General features: G+C 36.6%; 26 protein-coding genes and 1 tRNA gene. 14 read left to right on the forward strand and 13 right to left on the reverse strand.

What is annotated here, in order from left to right; all coding sequences use genetic code 11:
- The first annotated feature begins 28 nt into the window (after positions 1–28).
- Positions 29–2074 (forward strand): protein-disulfide reductase DsbD family protein, encoded by a 2046-nt coding sequence (locus V7S79_RS06685; protein WP_459489785.1) that lies wholly within the window; start codon positions 29–31, stop codon positions 2072–2074.
- Positions 2074–2517, forward strand: a complete 444-nt coding sequence (locus tag V7S79_RS06690) for a hypothetical protein (RefSeq protein WP_459489786.1) — start codon at positions 2074–2076, stop codon at positions 2515–2517. Before V7S79_RS06685 ends, V7S79_RS06690 begins: the two co-directional genes overlap by 1 nt.
- Positions 2518–2649: 132 nt before the next feature.
- On the opposite strand, the gene V7S79_RS06695 is transcribed toward V7S79_RS06690, so the two are convergent.
- The 6 genes from V7S79_RS06695 to V7S79_RS06720 all read right to left on the reverse strand — a co-directional run bounded on the left by V7S79_RS06695 (position 2650) and on the right by V7S79_RS06720 (position 7878).
- Positions 2650–2898, reverse strand: coding sequence for a hypothetical protein (locus V7S79_RS06695; RefSeq protein ID WP_459489787.1), 249 nt, complete (start codon positions 2896–2898; stop codon positions 2650–2652).
- Between the two features lie 216 nt (positions 2899–3114).
- Positions 3115–4836: a M3 family oligoendopeptidase gene (locus V7S79_RS06700; protein ID WP_459489788.1), complete on the reverse strand. Its 1722-nt coding sequence runs from the start codon at positions 4834–4836 to the stop codon at positions 3115–3117.
- A 51-nt stretch (positions 4837–4887) separates the two neighbouring features.
- Positions 4888–5184 (reverse strand): type II toxin-antitoxin system RelE/ParE family toxin, encoded by a 297-nt coding sequence (locus V7S79_RS06705; protein WP_459489789.1) that lies wholly within the window; start codon positions 5182–5184, stop codon positions 4888–4890.
- Positions 5174–5410 (reverse strand): hypothetical protein, encoded by a 237-nt coding sequence (locus tag V7S79_RS06710; protein ID WP_459489790.1) that lies wholly within the window; start codon positions 5408–5410, stop codon positions 5174–5176. Before V7S79_RS06710 ends, V7S79_RS06705 begins: the two co-directional genes overlap by 11 nt.
- Positions 5411–5518: 108 nt before the next feature.
- Complete coding sequence (feoB, locus tag V7S79_RS06715) at positions 5519–7642, reverse strand: ferrous iron transport protein B (protein ID WP_459489791.1); 2124 nt, start codon at positions 7640–7642, stop codon at positions 5519–5521.
- 17 nt (positions 7643–7659) lie between these two features.
- Positions 7660–7878 carry a FeoA family protein gene (locus V7S79_RS06720; protein ID WP_459489792.1) on the reverse strand — a complete coding sequence of 73 codons (219 nt, stop codon included), beginning with the start codon at positions 7876–7878 and terminating at the stop codon, positions 7660–7662.
- 395 nt (positions 7879–8273) lie between these two features.
- On the opposite strand from V7S79_RS06720, the gene V7S79_RS06725 reads away from it, so the two are divergent.
- The 7 genes from V7S79_RS06725 to V7S79_RS06755 are packed head-to-tail and all read left to right on the forward strand — an operon-like array spanning position 8274 to position 14387.
- Entirely contained in the window at positions 8274–8942 is a 669-nt protein-coding gene (locus tag V7S79_RS06725) for a heme exporter protein CcmB (RefSeq protein WP_459489793.1), read from the forward strand.
- Complete coding sequence (gene ccsA, locus V7S79_RS06730; protein ID WP_459489794.1) at positions 8930–9610, forward strand: cytochrome c biogenesis protein CcsA; 681 nt, start codon at positions 8930–8932, stop codon at positions 9608–9610. Before V7S79_RS06725 ends, ccsA (V7S79_RS06730) begins: the two co-directional genes overlap by 13 nt.
- On the forward strand, positions 9607–9813 hold the full coding sequence (locus tag V7S79_RS06735) for a CcmD family protein (protein WP_459489795.1): 207 nt from the start codon (positions 9607–9609) through the stop codon (positions 9811–9813). Before ccsA (V7S79_RS06730) ends, V7S79_RS06735 begins: the two co-directional genes overlap by 4 nt.
- Before the next feature lie 6 nt (positions 9814–9819).
- Complete coding sequence (locus tag V7S79_RS06740) at positions 9820–10263, forward strand: cytochrome c maturation protein CcmE domain-containing protein (protein ID WP_459489796.1); 444 nt, start codon at positions 9820–9822, stop codon at positions 10261–10263.
- Positions 10264–10265: 2 nt separating this feature from the next.
- Entirely contained in the window at positions 10266–12818 is a 2553-nt protein-coding gene (gene ccsA / locus V7S79_RS06745) for a cytochrome c biogenesis protein CcsA (protein ID WP_459489797.1), read from the forward strand.
- Positions 12819–12821: 3 nt separating this feature from the next.
- The gene (locus V7S79_RS06750) at positions 12822–13088 is read left to right on the forward strand and encodes a hypothetical protein (protein ID WP_459489798.1); all 267 of its coding nucleotides are present in this window, start codon (positions 12822–12824) and stop codon (positions 13086–13088) included.
- Positions 13089–13094: 6 nt separating this feature from the next.
- Positions 13095–14387 carry a hemolysin family protein gene (locus tag V7S79_RS06755; RefSeq protein WP_459489799.1) on the forward strand — a complete coding sequence of 431 codons (1293 nt, stop codon included), beginning with the start codon at positions 13095–13097 and terminating at the stop codon, positions 14385–14387.
- On the opposite strand, the gene V7S79_RS06760 is transcribed toward V7S79_RS06755, so the two are convergent.
- Positions 14380–15525, reverse strand: coding sequence for a chorismate-binding protein (locus V7S79_RS06760; RefSeq protein WP_459489800.1), 1146 nt, complete (start codon positions 15523–15525; stop codon positions 14380–14382). The two genes, V7S79_RS06755 and V7S79_RS06760, sit on opposite strands and share 8 nt — an antisense overlap.
- Before the next feature lie 7 nt (positions 15526–15532).
- Positions 15533–15955, reverse strand: a complete 423-nt coding sequence (locus V7S79_RS06765; protein WP_459489801.1) for a hotdog fold thioesterase — start codon at positions 15953–15955, stop codon at positions 15533–15535.
- A 68-nt stretch (positions 15956–16023) separates the two neighbouring features.
- On the opposite strand from V7S79_RS06765, the gene V7S79_RS06770 reads away from it, so the two are divergent.
- The 3 genes from V7S79_RS06770 to V7S79_RS06780 are packed head-to-tail and all read left to right on the forward strand — an operon-like array spanning position 16024 to position 18463.
- Positions 16024–16665 (forward strand): histidine phosphatase family protein, encoded by a 642-nt coding sequence (locus V7S79_RS06770; protein WP_459489802.1) that lies wholly within the window; start codon positions 16024–16026, stop codon positions 16663–16665.
- A 2-nt stretch (positions 16666–16667) separates the two neighbouring features.
- Positions 16668–17708 (forward strand): sensor histidine kinase, encoded by a 1041-nt coding sequence (locus tag V7S79_RS06775; RefSeq protein ID WP_459489803.1) that lies wholly within the window; start codon positions 16668–16670, stop codon positions 17706–17708.
- Positions 17709–17719: 11 nt separating this feature from the next.
- A complete protein-coding gene (locus V7S79_RS06780; RefSeq protein ID WP_459489804.1) occupies positions 17720–18463 on the forward strand; it encodes a LytR/AlgR family response regulator transcription factor in 744 nt (247 codons plus the stop codon).
- 96 nt (positions 18464–18559) lie between these two features.
- Here the strand turns inward: V7S79_RS06780 and V7S79_RS06785 are convergent, their stop codons facing one another.
- Positions 18560–19627 (reverse strand): AI-2E family transporter, encoded by a 1068-nt coding sequence (locus V7S79_RS06785; protein ID WP_459489805.1) that lies wholly within the window; start codon positions 19625–19627, stop codon positions 18560–18562.
- 108 nt (positions 19628–19735) lie between these two features.
- Here V7S79_RS06785 and V7S79_RS06790 point away from each other — a divergent pair, with 108 nt between their 5' ends.
- Complete coding sequence (locus V7S79_RS06790; RefSeq protein ID WP_459489806.1) at positions 19736–20437, forward strand: response regulator transcription factor; 702 nt, start codon at positions 19736–19738, stop codon at positions 20435–20437.
- A gap of 104 nt (positions 20438–20541) precedes the next feature.
- Here V7S79_RS06790 and V7S79_RS06795 read toward each other — a convergent pair whose 3' ends face one another.
- Positions 20542–21063: a DinB family protein gene (locus tag V7S79_RS06795; protein ID WP_459489807.1), complete on the reverse strand. Its 522-nt coding sequence runs from the start codon at positions 21061–21063 to the stop codon at positions 20542–20544.
- A gap of 73 nt (positions 21064–21136) precedes the next feature.
- Between V7S79_RS06795 and V7S79_RS06800 the strand changes: the two genes are divergently transcribed.
- Positions 21137–21213, forward strand: a tRNA-Asp gene (locus V7S79_RS06800).
- Positions 21214–21355: 142 nt separating this feature from the next.
- Here V7S79_RS06800 and V7S79_RS06805 read toward each other — a convergent pair.
- From V7S79_RS06805 to V7S79_RS06815, 3 genes are all read right to left on the reverse strand, one after another.
- On the reverse strand, positions 21356–23542 hold the full coding sequence (locus V7S79_RS06805) for a B12-binding domain-containing radical SAM protein (RefSeq protein ID WP_459489808.1): 2187 nt from the start codon (positions 23540–23542) through the stop codon (positions 21356–21358).
- 217 nt (positions 23543–23759) lie between these two features.
- Entirely contained in the window at positions 23760–24260 is a 501-nt protein-coding gene (locus tag V7S79_RS06810; protein ID WP_459489809.1) for a hypothetical protein, read from the reverse strand.
- A 27-nt stretch (positions 24261–24287) separates the two neighbouring features.
- A complete protein-coding gene (locus tag V7S79_RS06815; RefSeq protein ID WP_459489810.1) occupies positions 24288–24710 on the reverse strand; it encodes a hypothetical protein in 423 nt (140 codons plus the stop codon).
- Between the last annotated feature and the right edge of the window lie 7 nt (positions 24711–24717).

Here is a 24717-nt window from a genome sequence, read left to right on the forward strand (position 1 = left end):
CCTATTTGGTAACAATCTGACCCTTCTTATGAAATTGAAACATATACTCCTTTTATTTTTGACGCTATTGAATTTGCCTTTGATGGCTCAAAAAATCACTCCTGCCAAGTGGTCTTGGACTTTAAAACCCGAAAATCCAAAAGTTGGTCAACAAGCGGAAGTTATTTTCAAAGTAGCGATTCAACCGGGATGGTATTTATATTCATCTGATTTCGATAAAGATTTAGGGCCTGTGGTTACCACAGTTACTTTTAAGCCCAATCAAGGAATAGAAACAATCGGTGATTTAAAGCCAATTAATCCTCATTCAAAGTTTGACGCAGAGATTTGGAATGGCACTTACACCTATTTTACTGAAAAAGCGGAATTTCGTCAAAAAGTCAAAATTGTAGCACCTAATTGGAAAATAGAAGGAATTTATGATTCTCAGTCTTGTTCCAATGAATCGGGTTTATGTGTTCCTATCAAAGGACCTTTTCAAATAAGTAGTCAAAGCGAGTCTTTATCTAAGGAGTCAGCAAGTTCCACGCCAGCCGAAGAGCCTGTAGAAGCAACGAGTACCTCGCAGGTTGCTAGTGTAACTGACTCGGTCATCTCAAAACCTGAAGTAGCAACAGTTAAGAAAGCTGAAGGTCTTGAAATACCTGCTGAAGAATCCTTGTTTTCTTTTTTCTTTATCGCCCTAGGGGCTGGTTTTTTGGCATTATTAACTCCTTGTGTATATCCATTGATACCTATGACGGTTAGTTTTTTTACAAAACAAAAAGGAGGGAAGGGATTAGCATTTTTATATGGAGCATTCATTGTATTGATTTATGTGTTTTTCGGAACCATACTTGCCTTTTTTGCCGGCGCGAGCTTTGCTAATTTCTTGAGTACACATTGGATTCCGAATATGCTATTCTTTATCATATTTATCTTTTTTGGAATTTCTTTTTTAGGAGCATTTGAAATTGTGTTACCTTCCAATTTGGTCAATAATGTAGATGCTAAATCTGATAAAGGCGGTATTATTGGTGTGTTTTTTATGGCATTTACCTTGGTTTTGGTCTCGTTCTCATGTACTGGACCTCTGGCAGGATCTATTTTGATTGCCGCTTCCCAAGGCGCTTTTGTAAAACCCATTGTTGGAATGCTCGGTTTCTCTTTGGCCTTTGCCATTCCATTTACACTATTCGCTGTATTTCCAGGCTTCATGAAAAAACTACCCAAATCAGGTAATTGGATGAATGAAGTGAAAGTTGTGCTGGGATTCTTGGAAATTGCTTTAGCATTCAAATTTCTAAGCGTTGCAGATCAGGTTTATCATTGGCATTTGTTGGATCGTGAAATATTCTTGGCGATTTGGATTGCCATTTTTGGAGCTTTGACTTTGTACCTTTTTGGAAAAATTTCATTGCCACATGATGGACCTGCTGGTAAATTATCGGTACCAAGAACTTTGTTTGCTACTGCCGTTTTGGCTTTTGTGATTTATTTGGTTCCAGGTATGTGGGGCGCACCTTTGAAAGGCCTTTCGGGCTGGTTGCCTCCTATGGGAACGCAAGATTTTAAAGGAGGTTCAGGAGAAACAAGTGTGACTGAAAAATCAAGTTCTGCTGTTAAATATGGCGATTTTTTAAAATTACCCTTGGGACTCGATGGCTTTTTTGATTATGATGAGGCAAAAGCTTATGCTGCCAAGGTAGGTAAACCTATGTTCATTGATTTTACTGGCCATGGTTGTGTGAATTGTCGTAAAATGGAAGAAAATGTCTGGTCAGATCCTCAAGTATTAGCTATTTTGAAAGAGGAATATGTGGTGGTAGCCTTGTATTGCGATGATAAAACGGAATTGCCTAAGGAAAAATGGTATGTGTCTAAAGAAGATGGACAAGAAAAGAAAACTTTAGGAGATCAGAATTTGGACTTTCAAATTACTCGATTTAATTCTAATGCTCAGCCGCATTATGTGTTGATGGACCCAAGAAAGGATCAACAACCTCTGCAAACGCCTGTGGCATTCGACTTAGATGTTGCTCATTTTGTTGATTTCCTAAATAAGGGAGTCGCCGTCTATAAATCCAATCAATAATGCCCTTTGGAAAATATTTTGCTGTTATGCTAGCAACAGCTTTGAAGTATATTGCAGGCCCCATTACGGGCTTTAGTTTGGGTTTAACTTGGTATGAAACTTTATTGTCTTCATGGATTGGATTCATGTTGACGGTCATTATTATCGTTTCGATAGGTAAGTTTTTGGTGAATTGGATTGCTAGTTTTCGGAAGACGAAGCCCTTGATTTTTTCTAAAAGAGCGCGCTACGCAGTCGGCATTTGGCAAAAATTTGGTATCAAAGGCATCGCAGCTTTAACACCTTTGATTTTTACACCCATTGGTGGAAGTTTATTATCCTTATCATTCAAAGTTCCTTTGCCAAGAATCTTATTTTTTATGGCGATTTCTGGCCTTATTTGGTCCTCTGTTTATACGTTGATTATTTATCAATTAACTTTTTTGAAGGAGTATTTATTTTAGGTCTCCGTGTACTTTGTGTTTGCCTAATCTTTATTTTTTAAAACAAAGCTCACCAAGTTCAATATTATAGTAATTAAAATGCATAAAAAAAGCCGACCATGTCGGCTTTTAAAAAACTATCATTGATAAGGATTAATTTCCTTTACTGATTTCTTGTCCGTTGAATAACTTAGCGCGGATTTCATTGGCTTTCACCTCTAATTCTGGTTTAGCATCGTATTTTAATTTTGTTTGAACCGCTGCGCTGTCTGGGTGAACACCATATACGTATTCATTTCCTTCGTTCAAATCTTTTTGCTTGATACGGTTGTTCTTTTGATAATCACATGACGATGCAAGCAATGCAATCGCTAAAACAGGAAGTAAAGATTTTAATTTCATTTTCTTTTTTGTAAAAATTACGGTGCAAAAATAGTAAAGAATTGTGAATTATGAAGTATGAGGGAAGAAATATTTAGTTATTAGTTATTAGTTATTAGTTATTAGTTATTAGTGTTTAGTTATTAGTGTTTGAAAAAATTCAAGTAATTTCTAAAAGTTGATCTAATACCTGATCTAATACCTGATACCTAATAACTAATACCTGATACCTAATAACTAACCACTAATACCCACCAACTGCTTCTTCAAAAAATCCATTAACTCACTGATGTATTTTTTACTAAAGTTGAATTCAATTCCAGCTGTTGCGTAAATTTCTTTCATTGGAACGGTATAACCCAAAGCCAAGGCATCGAGGTATTGATTCAATGCTTTTTCAGGATTTTGGCAATAATTTCTCCAAACTGCAAGAGCACCTAATTGAGCAATGGCGTATTCAATGTAATAAAAAGGGACTTCAAATAAGTGTAATTGCTTTTGCCAAATATGTGCCTTAATCTCTTCTAATCCTGTCCAGTCGGTGATCTTATCTGAAAATTTCGCAATAATTTCCAACCATTTTGTTTCTCTCTCTGCTAAACTATGTTCAGGATTTTCATAAATCCAATGTTGAAAGGCGTCAATCGTGGCAACCCAAGGTAATGTTTCCAAAATGTCTTCCAAATGCTTAATTTTCGCTCTTTTCGCCTCTTCAGGATTACTGAAATATTCATCCCAAAAGTCCATGGTAATTAATTCCATACTCATAGATGCCAATTCAGCCACTTCTGATGGAAAATTTCGGAAGGAATTGATTGGTAAATCCTTGGTTAAAATGGAATGAACCGCATGGCCCCCCTCATGTAATAACGTTACCATGTCGCGCACTTGTCCAGCGGCGTTCATGAAAATGAATGGGAATCCGCTTTCTTCCAATGGGTAATTATAACCTCCTGGATTTTTTCCTTTTCGCGAATCTAAATCAAAACGATTCAAACGAACCATTTCTTTTAAACAATTAGCCAAAAATGGATCTAATTGGTCGAAAACAGTGATGGTTTTAGATAATAATTCCTCACCTGTTTCGAAGGGTTTCAATGGTTTTCTGCCCAATGGATCAACCGCTTTGTCCCAAGGACTTAACTCTGACAAGCCCATAAGGCTTTTTCTTTTTTCAGCTTGTTGGTTCAAAATCGGGACCACCGTTTCTGCTACCGCCTCGTGAAACTCAAAACAATCTGCTGCTGTATAATCGAATCTGCCTAAGCTAGCGAATGAATAATCTCTGAAATTCTCAAAACCTGCATTTTTTGCAACTAAATCACGCTTCTTAATTAATTGACTAAATAAATAATTTAATTCATCCTTTAAACCTAAACGCTTTTCCGCTATTTTTAAATAAACCTCATTGCGTTCGTTTCTATCCGTTGATTCCAAATAGGCATTGGCTTGTTGCAATGTTTTTTCTTGCCCATGAATCTCCACCATCAATCCACCCGTTGCAGCGCCATATTGGGTTTGCAAATTTTGTAATTCAGTGAACAAGGGGATGTTTTCTTCCCTAAAAATTTCTATGGCTTTTTTCATCCCGCGTAACATGATGGAGTAGCCTATACTAGGTAATTCTTGGGTAAATCCGCTTTCAATGACTTTTTTGTTCCATGCATCATCATAAACAGAGGCATTTGGCATAATTTCATTGACAAATTGTTGATAGCTTTTTTGAAGGTCCTCATTTTGATTATCGCAAGACATCTTAATGTATCGCCAAGCAAAATTCTCCGATAAATAACTTTCTAATTCCGAACGCTGTAAACAGAATTTTTCCAATTCTGCCAAACTATGGATTGTTTGATTAGAAAGTTGTTCAAAATACGGTAAAACACTTTCCCAAGTTGATAAAACAAATTCGGCAGGTAGAAAACTCCTAAGAGGAGTTTGAGTTGTAAAGGTTCTCATAAAGCGGATTTTTGACAAAAATACAGACTAGCAAAAGGAAAAGAAAGAAAATTATTTTCTTGGTTGTTTGTTCGGATGTTTTTTTTGATGGAAACAAGCTAAAACTTTAATCGATTTATTGCTAGCATTAATAGTATAATACAGAGAATATGGGAATTTTTTGATTTTGATAGATCGAATGTTTTTATACTTGATTGAAAAAAAAGGATTTGTTGCTAAAATTGAATAAACCTCGATTATTTCTAAAACAAATTTTTTTTGTGTTTTAGAACTGATTAAAGCATAGTAGTTTATGGCATTTTCAATTTCAATTTGAGCCTGGTTAGAAATTAAAATCTTATACTCCATATTTGGTTTTGAGTATAGAAATTGATTCGTTACTACTTAGATAATTCTCTTTATTTTCTTTTAATCGTTGGTCAAGCAACGCTTTTTCTTCCGAATTTAATTCATATTCTAATTCAGCTTCTTCTACTATAATTGTAATAGATTTAGATTGAAACTTTACCTTTATTTCTTCTAATATATCATTCGTTAAATCTTGCGCCGACGATAAATGATAGGTAGTTGACATGATTTTTTGATTTTAAAATAGATTACGAAATTTAGTTAGAATTATTAATACAAATAGATGAACAACTGATTTTTTGTGAAAATTATCAAGTATGTGATGTTTTATTTTTTACTTCAATACTTGATACACTAAAAAGGCTGCTAAATAAGCCAATGTCGTCATGTATCCAAACTGAATCAATGGATATTTCCACGATTTCGTTTCACGATAGGTCGTAGCCAAGGTACTCATACATTGCATAGCGAATGCATAAAAAATAAGTAAAGAAAATCCCAATGCGGCATCGTATAAAGGCTTGCCTGTTTCTGGATTGATTTCTGCACGCATTCTGTTTTTGATGGTGGCATTTTCATCTTCAACCTCTCCACCTAAACTGTAAATCGTAGACATTGTGCCCACAAAGACCTCTCGCGCAGCGAAGGATGTGATTAATGCAATCCCAATTTTCCAATCATAACCTAATGGACGAATGGCAGGTTCAATGAATTTGCCAAAATGTCCTGCATAAGAATTTTCTAGTTTTTCTGAGGCAATTTTATTGGATAATTCTACACCTTGTAAGGTAGGATATTGTTTTTTAACATTGATTTCCACTTGATTAAAACTGTCTCCAGGTCCATAACTGGCAAATACCCAAAGGACAATTGATATGGCTACAATGATTTTTCCAGCTTCAAAAACAAATGCCTTTACTGAGTTTAATATGGAAATAGAAATGTGTTTGAATCTTGGGCCTTTATAAGTAGGGAGTTCCATGATAAAATAACTTCTCTCTTTCACTTTTAAGATTTTAGACATGATCCAAGCCGAGAAAATCGCCATAAAAAATCCCAAAAGATACAATCCAAACAGAGCAACTCCTTGTAAATTAAATAAACCAAACAAGGTGTTTTTTTCCGGAACTACCAATCCGATCAATACCGTGTAGATAGGTAGTCGAGCTGAGCACGACATTAATGGGGTAACTAAAATGGTGATTAAGCGGTCTTTCCAAGAGCCGATTGAGCGAGTACTCATGATGGCAGGAACGGCACAAGCTACGCCTGAAATCAATGGTACAACAGATTTACCATTTAGTCCAAAACGGCGCATCAATTTGTCCATGATGAACATCACTCTAGACATATATCCTGTTTCTTCCAACAAAGAAATGAACAAAAATAGAAAGGCAATTTGTGGAATGAAAATCAATACTCCGCCAATACCTGCTATCAAACCATCGGTCAATAAGCCTGTCAGTTTAGTGTCTGGTAAAATTCCTTTTAACCAATCGTTCAAGGCTGCAACACCACCATCAATGGCATCCATAGGTATCGTCGCCCACGTAAATACTGCCTGAAACATGACAAATAATATGGCCAGGAAGAATAAATAACCACCTATGGGATGTAAAAAAACTTTATCCAATCGGTCCGTCCACGTTTTCACAGGAACTGCATCCCATTGTCTATTTAAGTTGATAACGCAACGTTCTACCACATCCGATAATTGCTCGTATCTCTTTACCGTCTCTGCCGACTTGTAATACTTAGAGCTAAATTGATGTTTTTCTAATAAGGCATCAAAGGTTTCTCTTTGTTCTTGGTTAAACATTTTCATCCGATCATGCTCCATCAACCATAACAAGGAGCGATAAGGGTCTGCTTCGCCAAATTTTGCTTGAATATCTTTTAATAAACTTTCTTCTACAGGAAGTGGAAGGGCATCATTGGAGGCATACAGATTATGTAATGTTTTGGAAACAGCGATACGCAATCCATTGACACCTATACCTTTTTTGGCATTGATTTCAGCCACCTCCACATTAAGTTCTCTTGCTAGTTTCAAAGAATTCAACACGTAGCCTTGATTTTCAGCCACGTCAATCATATTGAGTGCCAATACGGTTGGAATACCTAAGTCCCTCACTTGCGAGAACAACAATAGGTTTCTTTTTAAATTAGAAGCATCTGCCACCACGATGGCCATATCAGGATAGTCTTCATGTGCAGGATTACCCAAAATATTAATGACTAATTCTTCATCAATGGATTTTGGATAAATGCTGTAAATACCCGGTAAATCTAAGATTTCCACTTCGATTCCTGGCTCTAAGTCCCAAATCCCTGTTAATTTATCCATGGTAACACCTGGAAAATTTCCTGTTTTTTGATTCAAACCCGTTAGGGTATTAAACAGAGATGATTTTCCTGCATTGGGATTACCTATAAGCGCTATTTTGGGTCTTTTCACTCGGGTATAAATTTATATTATTTAACTTGGATCGTTGCGGCTTCTTCTTTTCTCATAGAAAGTGTATAGCCAGAAACTTTCACTGCTATGGGGTCACCAAATGGAGCCAGATGGGTCAATTCGACCTCAGTTCCAGGTAAACAGCCCATTTCCAATAATTTTAAGGATAGAATTTCGTCAGTAAAACCTATGATTTCCGCCTTCTCACCAATCTTTAAATCCGCCAATGTTAACATACGAAATTTGATTCTCTTATTTAGAATTGTTCAAAATTAGCACAAATGTACTAAGTATTTTTGATGTAAAAAATGATTAAAATTAGTTATTTAAGAAAAGAGAAGAGAGAAAAGAGGAGAGAGAAGATAGAAAAGAGAAGAGAGAAGATAGAAAAGAGAAGAATTAAGGAAAATAGACTTAATGATTCTTAATGCCTTAATGTTAAAAAAAATCTTTGTGACCATTGTGTTAAATTTCAATTTATTGGGATTCCAAACCTGTCAAAAAACTAGAAATTAATTCTACTTATTAATTAACTGACAACTAATAACTAATCACTAATAACTAATACCTCATTTCCTTCTATTAACAGAATTTCTGTTGTAAATTGCACCTTGCTTAGTAAAATCGACGCATGGTAGTGAATGAAATAGCAGTTTTGGTGAAAAAAGAGATGCAATTGGAATGGCGTCAAAAATATGCTATTCATGGATTGCTCTTGTATTTGGCGTCCACAATTTTTGTTTGTTATTTATCTTTTAAAGCTAAAAATCAAGCTATAAATCCGATTACGTGGAATACTTTATTTTGGATCATTCTGCTTTTTACGGCAGTCAATGCGGTAGGTAAATCCTTTACACAAGAACCTGCTCAACGAAGTGTTTTTTATTTCACCTTAGTGAGTCCGGAGTCGGTTATTTATTCCAAAATCATATATAATTCGCTGATTTTATTACTTATTTCCTTCATTGGCTTTGTTTTTTACTCTTGGGTAATGGGTAATCCAGTGGGGAATATTCCTTTGTATGCGTTGACTTTAGTTTTAGGTGCTATCGGATTTGCATCCACCTTGTCTTTGGTGGCTGGAATTGCCGCACAAGGGGAAAATACTCCCACTTTAATGGCAGTTTTAAGTTTTCCGATCATTATTCCTTTATTACTTTTGTTGTTGAAAATGTCTAAAAGTGCTCTAGATGGGATTTCAATCACAGAAACTTGGGATGAAATTGCTATTTTAAGCTCGTTAGATGTTATTGTAATTGTTTTATCAGGGATTTTATTCCCTTATATATGGAGACATTAAAAAAATATGTGGCACAAATTGCTTGTGTCATTCTGTTGTTTTATACCATTTGGGCAGGATTTAATGCTCCTGTGCCTCGTCAAGCCATCTTGAATGAGACCGTGCGGAATTTGTATTTTCATGTGACCATGTGGTTTACTATGATTTTCTTATTGGGAACCTCTGTCTATCATTCCGTTCAATATTTGCGCAAGTCGGATTTGAAACATGATTTAGTATCCAATGCCTACGTGCAAACAGGCCTGCTTTTTGCCATTTTAGGTTTAATTACAGGGTCTATTTGGGCAAAATTTACTTGGGGAGATTGGTGGACGAATGATCCTAAATTGAATTCTGTGGCTATTGGGATGCTTATTTACTTAGCCTATTTATTGGTTCGATCTTCTATGCCAGATGAGCAACAAAGGGCAAGAATTTCCAACGTGTACAATATCTTTGCATTCTTTATTTTTATGGTCTTGATATGGATTTTACCTCGTATGACAGATTCGTTGCACCCTGGAAATGGAGGAAATCCAGGATTTAATTCCATGGATTTAGATAACCGCATGAGAATGGTATTTTATCCAGCCATTATTGGTTGGACATTATTGGGTTTTTGGATAGCCAATTTGCGCATCCGTGTTATGAAAATTGAACAATTAATCGAAGAAAAGGAGAACGCATGAAATCTTTCTTATTAATGATTGGCTTTATTTTATTGAGCTTTATTGCTCAAGCACAAGAAGTTGAAATGGCGGATAAATTTCGTCAAGATGGTAAAATCTATGTGGTCATTGCAGTCGTTGCAGTAATTTTAACAGGGATATTTGTTTACCTTTTTCGTTTGGATACTAAAATTTCTAAGCTGGAAAAACAATTGAAAAAATAATTCAATATGAAAAAGACACACATTGTTGGCCTTGTTTTAATTGCGATTGCGATTGGTATTATTTTAACTACAACGGCAGATGTATCTACTTATGTCGGATTTGATGAGGCAGAAAAAATTGCTCAAAATGATCCAAATCAAAAGGTGCATGTAGTAGGTAAATTAAAAAGAGATGCCCAAGGGAAAATTTTAGGCTTGAATTTCAATGCTGCATTGGATGCAAATCGTTTGGAATTTATTGTGGAAGATAGTTTAGGAAGAGAAAATCAAGTGATTTATTCGGCACCCAAGCCACAAGATTTTGAAAAATCTGAAAAGATTGTTTTGGTTGGGAGTATGAAACCCGATCGAATTTTTTACTGCGATAAAATATTGTTAAAATGTCCTTCTAAATACCAAGAAGGTAAAATTTCAGCTGATTCAACTGCTTCTTTTGAAGCCAAAAAATAAACATGATACACGAAACAATTGGTTCTGTAGGTCATTTCTTAGTCATTGGTTCTTTCATAACCGCCTTGATTGCGACCTTTGCTTATTTCAAAGCAGCCCAAGCTTCTAATGATTTAATATTGAATGAATGGAAAGTAAATGCCCGTTTTTTCTTTATTGTTCATTTGATTTTTGTAGTGGGTGTTGCGGCAAGTTTATTTGTGATTATTTACAATCATTATTTTGAGTACCACTACGCATTTACCCATTCCTCTTTGGCCTTGCCAACCATGTTCATGATTAGCTGCTATTGGGAAGGGCAAGAGGGTTCATTCCTTTTGTGGATTTTCTGGCAAGCGGTTTTAGGTACTATTTTAATGTTTAAAAATCCGAAGTGGGAAGCGCCTGTGATGGCTGTTTTTGCTTTGGTGCAAACCTTTTTGACTTCCATGATTTTGGGAGTAATTATTCCACTCATTGACTTGAAAATAGGATCATCTCCGTTTTTATTGTTGCGTGAAGCGCAACCTGATTTGCCAGTTTGGAGTATGCAACCCAATTTTATTCCCAAAGATGGACGTGGTTTAAATCCTTTATTACAGAATTATTGGATGGTCATTCACCCTCCAACCTTGTTTTTGGGATTTGCTTTAACTTTGGTTCCATTTGCTTATTTAATAGCGGGTTTATGGAAAAAAGAATTAACAAGTTGGATCAAACCTGCTTTGCCTTGGGCGCTTTTTGGTGCAGGTATTTTGGGTATTGGCATCATGATGGGAGCTTATTGGGCTTATGAAACCTTGAATTTTGGGGGATATTGGAACTGGGACCCCGTCGAAAATGCCTCTTTTGTGCCTTGGTTGGTATTGGTTGGTGGCATTCATACCATGATCGCCTACCGTAATTCTAGTGCTGCGCTGAAAACCTCGATTATTTTAGTCATTGCTACTTTTATTCTTGTCTTGTATTCAACCTTTTTGAATCGCTCAGGGATTTTAGGAAATGCCTCTGTTCACTCATTTACCGATTTAGGTTTGTCTGGACAATTACTTTTGTACATGGGAACGTTTCTTTTTGTGGCTATTGCTTTAGCCGTTTGGAGATGGAAAGATTTGCCGAAAGATGAAAAAGAATTGTCTATTTATTCTCGCGAGTTTTGGATATTTATAGGGGCTTCCATTTTAGGTTTGTCTGCTTTTCAATTGACTTTCACAACCTCTATTCCTGTTTACAATAAAATTGCGGAGGCTTTTGGTTTAGTTTCCAATATTGCTTTACCAGCGGATCAGGCTGAACATTACAGCAAAATTCAATTATGGATTTTTCTCGCCATCGCCTTATTGAGTGGTATCGGACAATTTGTTTGGTGGGGGAAAATCAAAGAATCGACTTCTTGGAAGCCTTTAGGGACTTCTGCCATTACTGCTACTCTATTGGCAGTTGTGATGATTAATGTCGGGAAAATTTACACGGTTTCTTACATTGCTTTGTTGTGGAGCAGTTTATTTGCGCTAGTAGCCAATTTTAGTATTCTTTGGTTTTTAATTCGTCAAAAATTCAGTTTAACGGGCGGTGCTACTGCACACGTTGGATTAGCAATCATGTTGATTGGTATTTTATTTTCTTCAGGTTATTCCAAAGTAGTGTCATTGAACCGTTCTGGATTTGCTATTTCGAACAAGGCGGAGGAGTTTACGAAAGATAACAACAAAGAAAATAAAGAAAATCTTCCACTTTGGTTGGGCCAAGGCGCTCAAATGCAAGATTATTTAGTAACCTATAAAGGACGTAAAATCGAAGTTAGAGGCCAAAAAGGGTATTTTAATCGCAAGGATTTTGAAATCATTGAAGGCGATTTTCATGCCGTTGCTTTGAAAGATATTGTAAGAGATGGGATCTCTATTGCTAAAAAAGGTGATACTTTGACGGTGGAACCGGAGAATACGTATTATGAATTAGAATTCAAAAATGCCGAAGGTGAGGCCGTTTCACTTTTCCCAAGATGGCAAGTGAATCCGAAAATGGGAACAGCTATTTCACCTGATGTGAAGCATGCTTTCTCTCATGATATTTACACCTATGTGTCTTTGGATCCTCGATTGGCTGCGGAGGCAGGAGAGGAGAAGCAATGGAGTCCAACGACAAATTCAACGGTTAGCATCGGAGATACCTTGTTCTTAAATGATTTTGTGGCGGTTTTAAAGGATGTAGCCCGAGTAACCACTGTTGAAAATATTACTTTGGGACCCAATGATGCAGCCGTTCAGGCAAATTTTCAAGTTCTTGGTAAAAATTATCAACAATATGAATTAAATCCTGTTTTTGTCATCAAAGATGGAATGGTTGGGATGCCTGCTTTTGAAAGTGAAGAGACTGGTATTAAGATTAAGTTTACGTCCATTAATCCAAAAACGCAGGAATTTAGTTTTGCAGTGAATACCACTCAGCAAGACTTAATCATTATCAAGGCTTTGGAAAAACCGTATATTAATTTGGTTTGGATTGGGTCAATATTGATATTTATTGGATTATTTGTTTCTACTTTTAGGTATGTTCAAAAATCATTAATGGCTTAAATTATGAACAAAAAAGAGGTTTTAAGTTTATCGGCGGGGATTGGTTTTTTCATCATTTGGGTCATTGACCTAAATGCACCTACTCCCGTGGAAATTCAAGGTAAATTTTGGTTAGAGCTTTTTTTCCATTATAATTGGTTGATGTTTTGCATGGCTTGTTTGTTTTATTATCAAATTAGCAGAAATGAAAGATTAAAATCCGAGGCTGATTCATCCCAGAAAAAACCTCCTGTTTCGGATAAAACCAAAAAGAAAAATTTAAAAAAATAAAGTCCCATGGACCCCGATACTAGTATTCAGCATTCAGAAATAATCGCCATTTTGGCATCCATGATTTTCAGTGCCTTCTTTTCAGGTGTAGAAATGGCATTTGTTTCGTCCAATAAATTGTATTTTGAACTAAAAGCGAAGCAAGAAATTCTTTCTGCCAAAATCATCTCTAATTTCAATCAGCACCCAAGTCGTTTCATTGGAACGATGTTGATAGGCAATACTTTGTCCTTGGTGGCTTATGGTATTTTCATGGAGGAATTTTTGCATCATTTGATTTTAGCCAATATTCCGTTGATTACCAGCGAGATAGTTGCCCGATTATTGGCATCTGTCGTAGCTACAATTTTGATTTTAACTACTTCGGAGTTTACACCCAAAAGCATCTTTTTGATTAATCCAGATGTTATTTTGGAATTTTTAGCTATCCCAATTTGGATCATTTATATGTTGATGTTCCCATTGGTTTGGTTGACAGTGGGTTTATCCAAATGGTTTATTACCAAAGTGATGCGCTTGACCTATTCAGAGGAAAAACCAGCATTTGGTTTAACCGATTTGAACCATTATTTGCAAAACTTGAATCGAAAAATTTCCACTGAAGAAGAAGCAGAAGTAGATACGAAAATTTTCCACAATGCCTTGGAATTTAAACAGGTAAAAGTGCGCGATTGCATGATTCCCAGAACAGAAATCACGGCCATAGATTTGGAAGAAGGCATTGACGGTTTACAGAAAGTGTTCATTGAAAGCGGTCATTCCAAGGTGTTGGTTTACAAAGAAAATTTGGAAGATGTCATTGGGTATTGCCATTCCTTGGCTTTGTTCAAAAAACCAAAAGATTTACAAGCAATTTTAACTCCCATTCCCATCGTTCCTGAAGCGATGCCTGCCAATGATTTAATGATCAAATTTTCGAAAGAAAGAAAGTCTTTGGCTTTAGTTGTGGATGAATTTGGGAGTACTTCTGGACTTGTTAGTATGGAAGATGTGATGGAACAAATTTTTGGAGAAATTCAAGATGAATACGATGATTCTGAAGATTGGGTAGAAAAGAAGATTGATGAAACGACTTTTGTCCTTTCTGGACGTCATGAAATCGATTACTTGAACGAGAAATACGATTGGAATTTGCCAGAGGGTGATTATGATACGCTGGGTGGAATGTTGATTAGTCTTTACGAGGATATTCCTGGAGTTAATGAAGTGATTACTTTACAACCTTTCAAATTTCAGATTTTAACAACCAAAGATGCACGAATTGATACGGTCAAAGTTAGTTTAGGCCAAGTTAATTGATTGTTTCAATGATTGATCGAACGGTTTCGCATTTCATTTCCGTTTCCAACCACTCTTTTTCAACATTTGAATCTTCCGTTATTCCACATCCAGCATAATAGGTAGCAAGGTATTTATCAGTCGACTCTTCTATTTTAACCGTTCGTAAATTCACGAATAAATGTATTTCATGGTCAATGTTGATAGGACCTAAGTAACCACTGTACATTTCTCTATCGTGCAATTCAGCTTGTTTTATCCATTGAATAGCACTTTCTTTCGGCGTTCCGCAAACAGCAGAAGTTGGGTGTAAAAGTGAGAGCATGATTCCTGAAAGTGTCGGTAATTGCACTTTCTTCGTATCCACCACGTATTCTGTTTTAAGGTGCATCAAATTGCCCGCAATGACTGTTTTGGGTCCAATTTCATCGTATTCTCTCAATCGTATTTTTTTGAAACATTCAATGATGTACCGACTGACAAATGCTTGTTCTTCGATTTCTTTATGCGTCCAAGTCGCCTGCTGCACACTTAAAGCATCTCCTTGTTCATTCAAAGCAGATTGAGTTCCAGCCAAAGCGATTGTTTTAAATAGTCCCTCCTGGTTTTCTTCTACCAATATTTCTGGACTCGCGCAAATCCACGTGGCTTGTAATTTTGGTAAATAGAAAGCAGAAACAAAGGCTTTGGGATAAGCCTGACTTAATTTTAAAAAAGCTTCGATCGGAGAAAATTCTTTGGAGAATTCACTTTGGGAAAATCGAGATAACACAACTTTTTGGAAGTTCGCTGCCTGTATCTCCGCTACTGCTTCTTTGGCTTTTTGGATAAAATGATCTTTGGTTTTTGAATCTGAGTGTTTATGTACTTCAAAAGGTGCCGTGTCGATTTTCTTTTCTAAAATCCCACTTTGAATTTCCGATGCTTCTAAAAGGAAGGGTGTTCCTTCAAAGGGAGCAGCGATAAATCCTGGCCCTAATTCATTTATTGCTAATGTATTGATTTCTTTACCGCCATTTTTGTCAATCAAAAGTGTTGTAATATCCTGATTGGGTAAACGCCAAAGCGCTATCGCATCATTCGCTTTTTGCGCATTATGCCAAATAGATTCCCATGTGGATAGTGATATTGTTTGATTTGACTTGGCGGAATTATTCATTTTTGAATTATTTCGGGAGTAAAATTGCAACGGTTAATCGACTTGCACAAACTAAATTGTCATGTTCATCGTGAATTTTAATTTCATAAACGTGCATTGTTCTACCAATTCTCAAAGGCGTACAAGTGCCAATGACGTAACCTCCTTTGACAGATTTTAAATGGTTGGCATTGATTTCAACCCCAACGGCAATTTGCGTTTTAGGGTCTTCAACAGCCAATGTTGATGCTACACTGCCAAGTGTTTCTGCTAAAACAACCGATGCACCTCCATGTAACAAGCCAAAAGGTTGTTTTGTTCGATGGTCAACGGGCATTTTTGCTTTTAAGCTTGTTGAAGTTAATTCAATGAACTCGATTCCAAGGTGTTCGAGCATATTTCCTTTTCCCCAATTATTCAATGACTCTAAACTAGTAGAAGTATTAAACATATAATTTGTATTTTTGTGCGTAAAATTCGCAATTATTTAGCGATTTCAATCCCTTAATTCAATTATTTATGCATTCAACAAAAGACATTTACTTAGTACGACACGGAGAAACAGATTACAATCGATTGGGAGTTGTGCAAGGAAGTGGCATAGATGCCGATTTGAATGAATTGGGACGTCAACAAGCGCAGGCATTTTTTGATCGTTATCAACATTTGGAATTAGATAAAATCTATACTTCTAAATTAAAAAGGACGCATCAGTCAGTAGAAGGATTCATTCGTAAAGGAATTGATTGGGAGCAACACGAGGGCTTAAATGAAATTTCTTGGGGTAGTAAAGAGGGGAAAGAAGCGAATGATGAAGACAATTTATATTATAAAAATTTAGTCAATACTTGGCGTGAAGGCAATGTTCATGTTACTTCCGATGAAGGGGAAAGTCCTTTAGATGTACTGAATCGTCAAAAACCTGTGGTAGATTTAATCATTGCTAGGCCAGAGGAAAAGTCTATTTTAATAGCCATGCACGGTAGAGCGATGCGGGTTTTATTGACACATTTGTTCAATGAACCTTTGCATAAAATGGATCATTTTGCACATTATAATTTATGTTTATATCATTTAAGATATCATTACCAAAAAGCTGAATTTGAATTATTGGACGCTTGCAATGTAGAGCATTTGAAGCATTTGCCTGAATCGATGTAAAGATGAAAAGATCCAAGCTATATTGGTTATTGCAATTGGGAGGTTGGGTCACTTGGTCCTTGAACGAAGCCTTGTTGTATACCAATCAATATGGCTGGAAATGGGCATGGGCGATTGCCTCCATCATCAATATTTTTGTTGCCATTTTTTTGACACATCAATACAAAAAAATATCCCTTCACTTTCATTGGCATGAATTGAGTCTATATAAAATGTTACAGTGGCATTTTATATCGTTGGTCATCATGTCGACATGTATGGCAGCGCTGAATATTCCCTTCGATTATATTTTTCTTCAGGAAAGTTTTGAAGTGGATTTGAGTCCATTCATTGTTCTTCAAATTATTTTTAATTTCATGAAGCCGATTGCCATTTGGCAATTGATTTATTTCTTTTTTCAGTATTCTAATAAAAAATTGGAAATGGAAAGAGAGAATGATCAATTAGAACGAACCATTCAGGAAACGGAAGGGAAGGTTTTGAGGGCACAAATGAACCCCCATTTTGTTTTCAATGCCTTGAATAGTATTAGAGCGTTGATTACCGAAGATCCGCAAAAGGCAAAGAAAGGAATCAATCAATTGTCGAAATTGTTGCGCAGTTCTTTGCTGACTGAAAGAAAAAAAACCATTCCTTTTTCAGAAGAGATGGAGACAATTACAGATTATTTGGCTTTGGAAAAAATCAGATATGAAGAACGATTGGAATGGGAATTTCAGATAGAGCCGAATTGTTTGAAAGCACAAATTCCACCGATGATTTTACAAACATTGGTAGAAAATGGAATAAAGCATGGTATTTCTAAGTCGGTAAAAGGAGGTTGCATCAAAATTAAGGCGCAGGAAATTCAACAAATGTTGGTGATTGAGGTTGAAAATCCGGGACATTTGATTGCGAAAAATGCAAGTCAATTGGGGCTAGGCTTAATTAATTCCCAAAATCGTTTGCGAATTTTGTTTGGAACTACCGCTCAACTAAGTCTATCACCATTGAACAAAAATCAAGTACAAGCAAAATTGATTTTGCCTTACCTTGAGGAATAATTTTGAATGCCATGAATGCAATTATTGTTGATGACGAGCGATTAGCTAGGAACGAGTTGAAACGTTTATTGGAAAATTTTCCCAATATTCAGATAGTAGGAGAGGCTTCTAATACAGACGAAGCAGGGACCTTAATTGAAGAATTACAGCCTGATGTTTTGTTTTTGGATATTCAAATGCCAGGAAAAACAGGTTTTGAGTGGTTGGAAGAGTGGGATGGATTTTTGCCAGAAGTTATTTTTACGACAGCCTTTAATGAATATGCATTGAAAGCCTTTGAGGTAAATGCCTTGGATTATTTATTAAAGCCCATTGAATTATCGCGATTGAGTGAAAGTATTCAAAAATTAGAAAAGCGCGTATTTCAGGTTCAAAGAACGCAATCATCGCAGGCAGTTAGTCCAGTAGGGCATGTGCTAGGAGCTCAGGATCAAATTTTTGTCAAAGATGGAGAAAGGTGCTGGTTTGTTCGCCTGGATAAAGTCCGCTTGTGTGAGTCGATGGGAAATTATGTTCGCTTGTTTTTCGAAGACCAAAAACCTTTAGTTTTAAAATCCTTAAATGCCTTGGAAGAACGTTTGGACCCCAAAGTATTCTTCAGAGCGAATCGAAAGCACATCATTAACTTGAATTACATCGAAAAAATTGAACCTTGGTTTTCAGGTGGCTTGCAAGTCACATTGATTGGAAAAGGCGAAAAAATTGAGATTTCTAGAAGACAATCGATACGTTTTAAGGAGTTACTTTCTTTGTAGAAGAGAGAAGAGAGAAGAGAGAAAAGAGAAGAGAGAAGAGAGGAAAGAGAAGAGAGAAAACTCTTACCTCTTACTTCATAAATCATAATTCATAAATCATACATCATACCTCTTCCCTCTCTTCGGTGCTTCTCCCAATAAATACCCATAGGCTTCTAAAGCGGGAACGTGGTCAAAAATAACTTTCATGATGGCGGTTAAAGGCAGAGCTAAGATCAGTCCTGGTATTCCCCAAATTAACTCACCGATTAACAAAACAAACATCGCGACCATGGGATTAACACTTACTTTGGATCCAACTACCAATGGAGTAATGAAATTGGCTTCAATGAATTGGACGGCAGCCACCCAAGCAATAACAGCCAAGGTGTTGGCAGGACTTAAAGAAATTAGGCTAAACAAGATGGGGAAAAGGGTTGCCATCCAAATTCCTACATAAGGAACGATTAATAATAGCCCAGTTAAAATTCCAAAGAAGATGGGATATTCTACACCCATCCAATAAAATCCTACGCAATTAACAATGGCGACAATCAGCATGACTAAAAAGAGGCCAATTAAATAGCTTTGCACCACTTTTCCTGTTTTACTCATGATACCACTGAGTACCTGAGCTTCGGTATTGGGGAAAACCTTTCCTAAAAAGCTAGCGAAAAAATTTCTGTAATAGAGGAAAAAGAAAACGAAGATGGGAATTAAAATAACGGTGGTAATGATGTGAATCATTGTGCCAAAAGTGGTTGTTAGAATTTCACCCGAATTTTTCAATAAACTGATGGTTTGATTGCTTAATTCCAGCATTTGTTTTTTTCTAGAGATGTTCAGGTTTCTAGATAAAAATGTTTGAAGAGAGGAGATCCACTTTTCGGTTTTTTGAATGAAATTAGGCCAATCGGAAATGAATTCGGCCATTTGTAAGGATAAAAGCGAGATAACCCCTGTAAGAATGATGAGGGTAATCAATAAAGAGATAGCGATAGATAAAGACCTGGGTAATCCTCTAGATTCCAGTTTAGTACATAGCGGAAGAAGCAATAAGGCAAAAATCAATGCAAATGATAAAAGGATCAACAGATCTTTCATCCAATACATTCCGATAAGAACCAGGCAAATGGAAATTAATACAGAAGCAAGACGTAAAGCATAGGGAAAATGGGATGGCATAGCTATTTGATTAAATAAAAGCTTCTCTAAATTAGGTAAAAAATTAACAATTTGGTAACATTGAGCTTTCTATATTTGTACCAAGTTTTTCAACATCAAAGCAAATTTATGAATCTTCCTTTAAGTTCTTCTAAAATTTTATTGGTGGATGATGATCCAGATATTTTAGAATTGTTAGAATACAATTTGGCCAAAGAGAATTATGTTCTAAGAAAGGCAAATGATGGAAAAGAGGCCTTGCAAATTGCGAAAGAATTTATCCCTTCATTGATAATTTTAGATGTAATGATGCCCGTGATGGACGGCATAGAAACTGCTCGTCAACTGAAGTTGGTGCCTGAATTGAAAAACACCTTGATTTTATTTTTAACGGCTCGTGGGGAAGAATATACCGAAGTTGCTGCTTTTGATGCAGGTGCACATGATTATATCATCAAGCCTATCAAACCAAGAGCTTTGGTCAGTAGAATCAATGCAATTTTAAAGAGAGATATTGTTTCGACTGTTTCAGAGACGGAAACGAATATTATTGAAATTGGTGGAATTGTGATTAATCGTAATCAATATTCTGCTACTTATGAAGGAAGCACTTTGGTTTTACCCAAAAAAGAATTTGAATTATTGTCTTTTTTAGCCAAGAATCCCAATAAAGTCTTTAATAGAGATGAGTTATTGGAAAAAGTGTGGGGAACAGATGTGTTTGTGGTAGAACGAACGGTGGATGTTCATATTCGTAAATTGCGTGAAAAAATTCCAGAAAATTATATCAAAACGCTAAAAGGAGTGGGGTATATGTTTTCTGTGGAATAGAGGGTAATGTAGAATTAAGAATGTAGAATTGATAATGATGTAAGACGTAAGATGTATGATTATGTTGTTTTACATCATACATCTTACGTCTTACATCTTACGTCTTACATCAATTCGTATTTTTCTCTCAATACCTTCAAATGGTGTTTTTCGTGTCCAGCGATCATCCAAGCTAAAGCTCGAACGCTGATGTTAAAGTTATTGACCTGTCCCATTTTATTCCATTGTACTTCATTGAAAGATTGAAACAAGCAAATACTTGCTGTTCTTGTGGCGGTATATTGTTGCAATAATAATGGAGGATTCTGAACTTCAAATTGGGCTTCTACCAAATAGGAATTTTCATCAAAACCAGGTAGGGATTGTTTTTCTCCACGACTAATGGCTAGCGCTCGGTAGGAAAAAATTCTTTCTGTGTCAATGATATGTCCCAATAGTTGAATTCTTGTCCACTTATTCGTTTGGTAGGCAAAGTTCCAATCATGAGGGGTTAAATTTTCATAAATAGATCTTAATTCCAATGCATTTTTTTCCAGAACCTCAAACAGGTTTTCATTGGCTGTAAAATTCAGATATTCAGCGAAATACCTTTCGTTTGGGAATTCATGATGGAGAGGAGGGTGCATATTTTTTATTTTTTTTTAACAAAGGTATTGTTTAGATGGATAAAATGCCTAATTTTGTGCCACAATAAGGCACGGTCCGGTAGTTCAGTTGGTTAGAATACATGCCTGTCACGCATGGGGTCGCGGGTTCGAGTCCCGTCCGGACCGCCAACAAAAATTTAAGTCTCTGATTTTCAGGGACTTTTTTTTGTGCCATACAGAAAATGTAAATTGACGTAAGATGTATGATGTAAGAGGTAAGATGTATTCTTAATTCTACATTTTTAATTCTAAATTCCTCTTACATTTCTCTCTACACCACCAAAAATCCCATTTCCCGCAGTTCCCCGATTATTTCTCCTTGCCAAAATTGCTGAAAATCACCTAAGCCCGATTGTGTATATTCATTTTGGAATTCTTCAAAACTCCAAGTTTTATGTGGGCCTACACTTATGCTTTCAAGTATATTTACGAGCCATGGGCCTATTTTCTCAGGAACAAGTAATTCTTCCTCTTCTCGACCCATACTCATGTGTAAAATAATTTTCCCACGAGTGGTCTTCCCTAAGCTTGGAGTGGGCCCGAGCCAACATATTTTGGAGTTCGCTTTTGGTAATTTTTCTTCTTTGGAAGACAATATTCGTGCTATGTAATTTTTCGGGATTTGTGTCCGTGGAATTTTGAAATCAAACCATTCTTGTAGCGGCATGTCCAAACCAATGCCATGCATGTAATTAAACAATGACTTTTTAAGCCCCTCACTAAAAGCTGCATGATCCGTTCCTTTCGGATCCTTATGCTCTAAATCGTTGTTGGCAAATTGTCCTGGTGTGGGGTTTAGGATTGAAATGTGATAGTCTTCTGGATTTAGACCCACGGGACTATGCGCTGTCAAGGCAAATTGATGCCAAAAGCCTGAGTGCATGACTCCATTTTCAATCAATTGGCGAACTACTTCCAGAGAATCCACCGTCTCCTGTGCGGTCTGCGTTGGGAATCCATACATCAAATACGCATGGACCAAAATGCCTGCCTGCGTAAAATGATCTGCCACTTGTGCCACTTGCGCTACAGTGACTCCTTTTTTTATTAGGTCCAACAATCGATCCGAAGCAACTTCCAAGCCTCCCGAAACGGCGATACAACCTGAGCGAACCAGCAATTGACATAAATCCTTGGTGAAACTTTTCTCAAATCGGATATTCGTCCACCAGACCACTGTCAAGTCTCTGCGTATGATTTCCAAGGCTACATCGCGCATTAATGCTGGCGGGGCAGCTTCATCTACGAAATGGAAACCATTGTTTCCTGTTTGTTCAATCATCGCTTCAATGCGATCGACTAACATGGGTGCTGTTGTGGATTCGTAGTTTTTGATGTAATCCAAAGAAATGTCACAAAACGTACATTTGCCCCAATAGCATCCATGTGCAAGTGTCAATTTGTTCCAACGTCCATCGCTCCATAAACGATGCATTGGATTCGCTATCTCAATGACGGATAAATACTTGTCTAAAGGTAAATCCGAGTAATCTGGAATCCCGACGTCCTTTTGTTTTACATCGGAATCCTTTGACCCGTTGAGGTATGTGACCGTTCCATCGATGCAGCAAAAAGTCCGTTTTAGATCCTTCAATTCCCTTGCGCCTCTCAAATGTTCCAATAAGTTCATTAAAGGTGTTTCTCCATCATCTAATAGAATAAAATCGACAAATTCAAAAACACGGGTCTCTTGCAGGGAGCGTAGTTCTGTATTTGCATATCCTCCTCCTAATGCGACCTTGATCTCGGGATGGTGTTTTTTGATCCATTGCCCACAACGCAAGGCGCTGTATAAATTGCCAGGAAAGGGAGCTGTTATGGCTACTAAATCGGGTTTTTCGTTTTCGATTTTGGCCTTTAATAATTCCACCAATAAATCATCGATGTAAGTGAGTGGCGCTTGTAATGCTTGGTTTAATTCTTGAAAACTGGAGGCTGATCTTCCTAGTCGTTCCGCGTAGCGACTAAAACCAAAATGGGGATCAACAGCATCGATGATTAAATCAGAAATATCTTCTAAATAAAGCGTAGCTAAATGCCTAGCTTTATCGCGGACACCCATACTGCCAAAGGCCCATTCCAAATCTGAAACCTGCTGAAAACGAGATGCTTCAGGTAGGTAGTTTTGTTCGGCAATTAGGTGTGCAAGTGTGGGGTTTTTATCGTGCAAAAAAGAAATGACTGGGTCAATGCTGCGAATATACGACTGTTTTAGTCGGAGCATTCGCTGCCCGTTTGCGTTCAGTTTTTTGCCTGAAGCTTCAATGTGTGCAAATAATTGTTTGAGTCCCTCTTTTGAAAAAAGCTTCAGAATGACCTCCAATCCTAAGTCAGTTTGATAGGACTCAAGACCTTTAGTATTCAAAAATCCCTTTAAATAGGCCGTTGCAGGGTAGGGCGTATTTAATTGGGTGAAAGGAGGGGTGATGAAAAACACCTTGGGTTTAGTTGCGCTCATGTCGCTCAAAAGTACTTGAAATACCCTAAAAAGAAAAGGCTATCTATTGATAGCCTGCTTTCTTTTTTTCTCTTTTTTCTTCTTTTTTCTCTTTCGGAGTTTTGGTCGGTTCTTTCTTTTCCGCCTTTTTGGAATTCATGCCTTTGGCCATGGTGCTATTTTTTAGGAAAGCAAGAACGGAAATAATTTTGATAAACCGATAGCTAACTACCTAATTTTACTTCAAGATCTCAATGATGTCTTTTGTGTCATAGCGAAGCCATTCCACCACTTGCTTGCCATCTTTGATGCCATCAACGGAATGGATGACCGTATAGATTTTCTTATCTCCTCGGGTCAGGGAATATAATCCATACGCCGAAACATAATTGCTAGCACCGAAATACCCGGGTTTATCGTAAACCATTTCATTGATGTCATACAATTTCTCCAATTTCATGGTAATTCCTTTGGCTTTAAAATTGGTAAACATTTGCATGTTCTGGTCCAAAGTTGTAGTATCTAAATTATCATAGAAAACCGCATCTTTCGAATAGGTACTTCTATACGTTGCTGAATCACCACTTTCCATGGCTGTCATCGATTTTTTACTTAATTCAATGTTGTCTGAACTTGATAAAATGTATCCAACAGCATTATTAGGTAGATTTTTTGAATCTTTTTCGCAAGAAATCAATGAGATTGTAGTGGCAAGAGCCATCAAGATTAATTTTTTCATCTATTGTTTGTTAAAATTTGTGTGAGATTATAAAACTGACCAATCGGTATAGGTAGTTTCAACTGAACCTAATTTATTCCAAGCGTCCAAAGTTTTTTGTACTTTATTCATGGCATTTTGTCCAAATGGAGTGTATACTCCCTCCGATTTGTAAATTTTATTTCTTGCAGCTTCTGAATCAAAAATCCAGATAAAACCCGTTTGATTCAGGTTTTTTCCACGTACACTTTGTATTAAAATCAACTTACATTGAAATTCTTTTTCCATTTGCGGCTGAAGCGTTTGATGAAAGAAATCAACATATTGTTTCATGCTTACATTGGGTGCTAATTTTAATACGCCCGAGTGAATACCAATCAATGATCCTTTTTTGAAGTTTTGTGCATTTGAAGCATTTGATACCATTAAAAAAGCAAAAAATAAGAATCCGATTTTTGTGAAATTTTTCATGATAATA

The organism is Aquirufa sp. ROCK-SH2 (genome assembly GCF_054558315.1).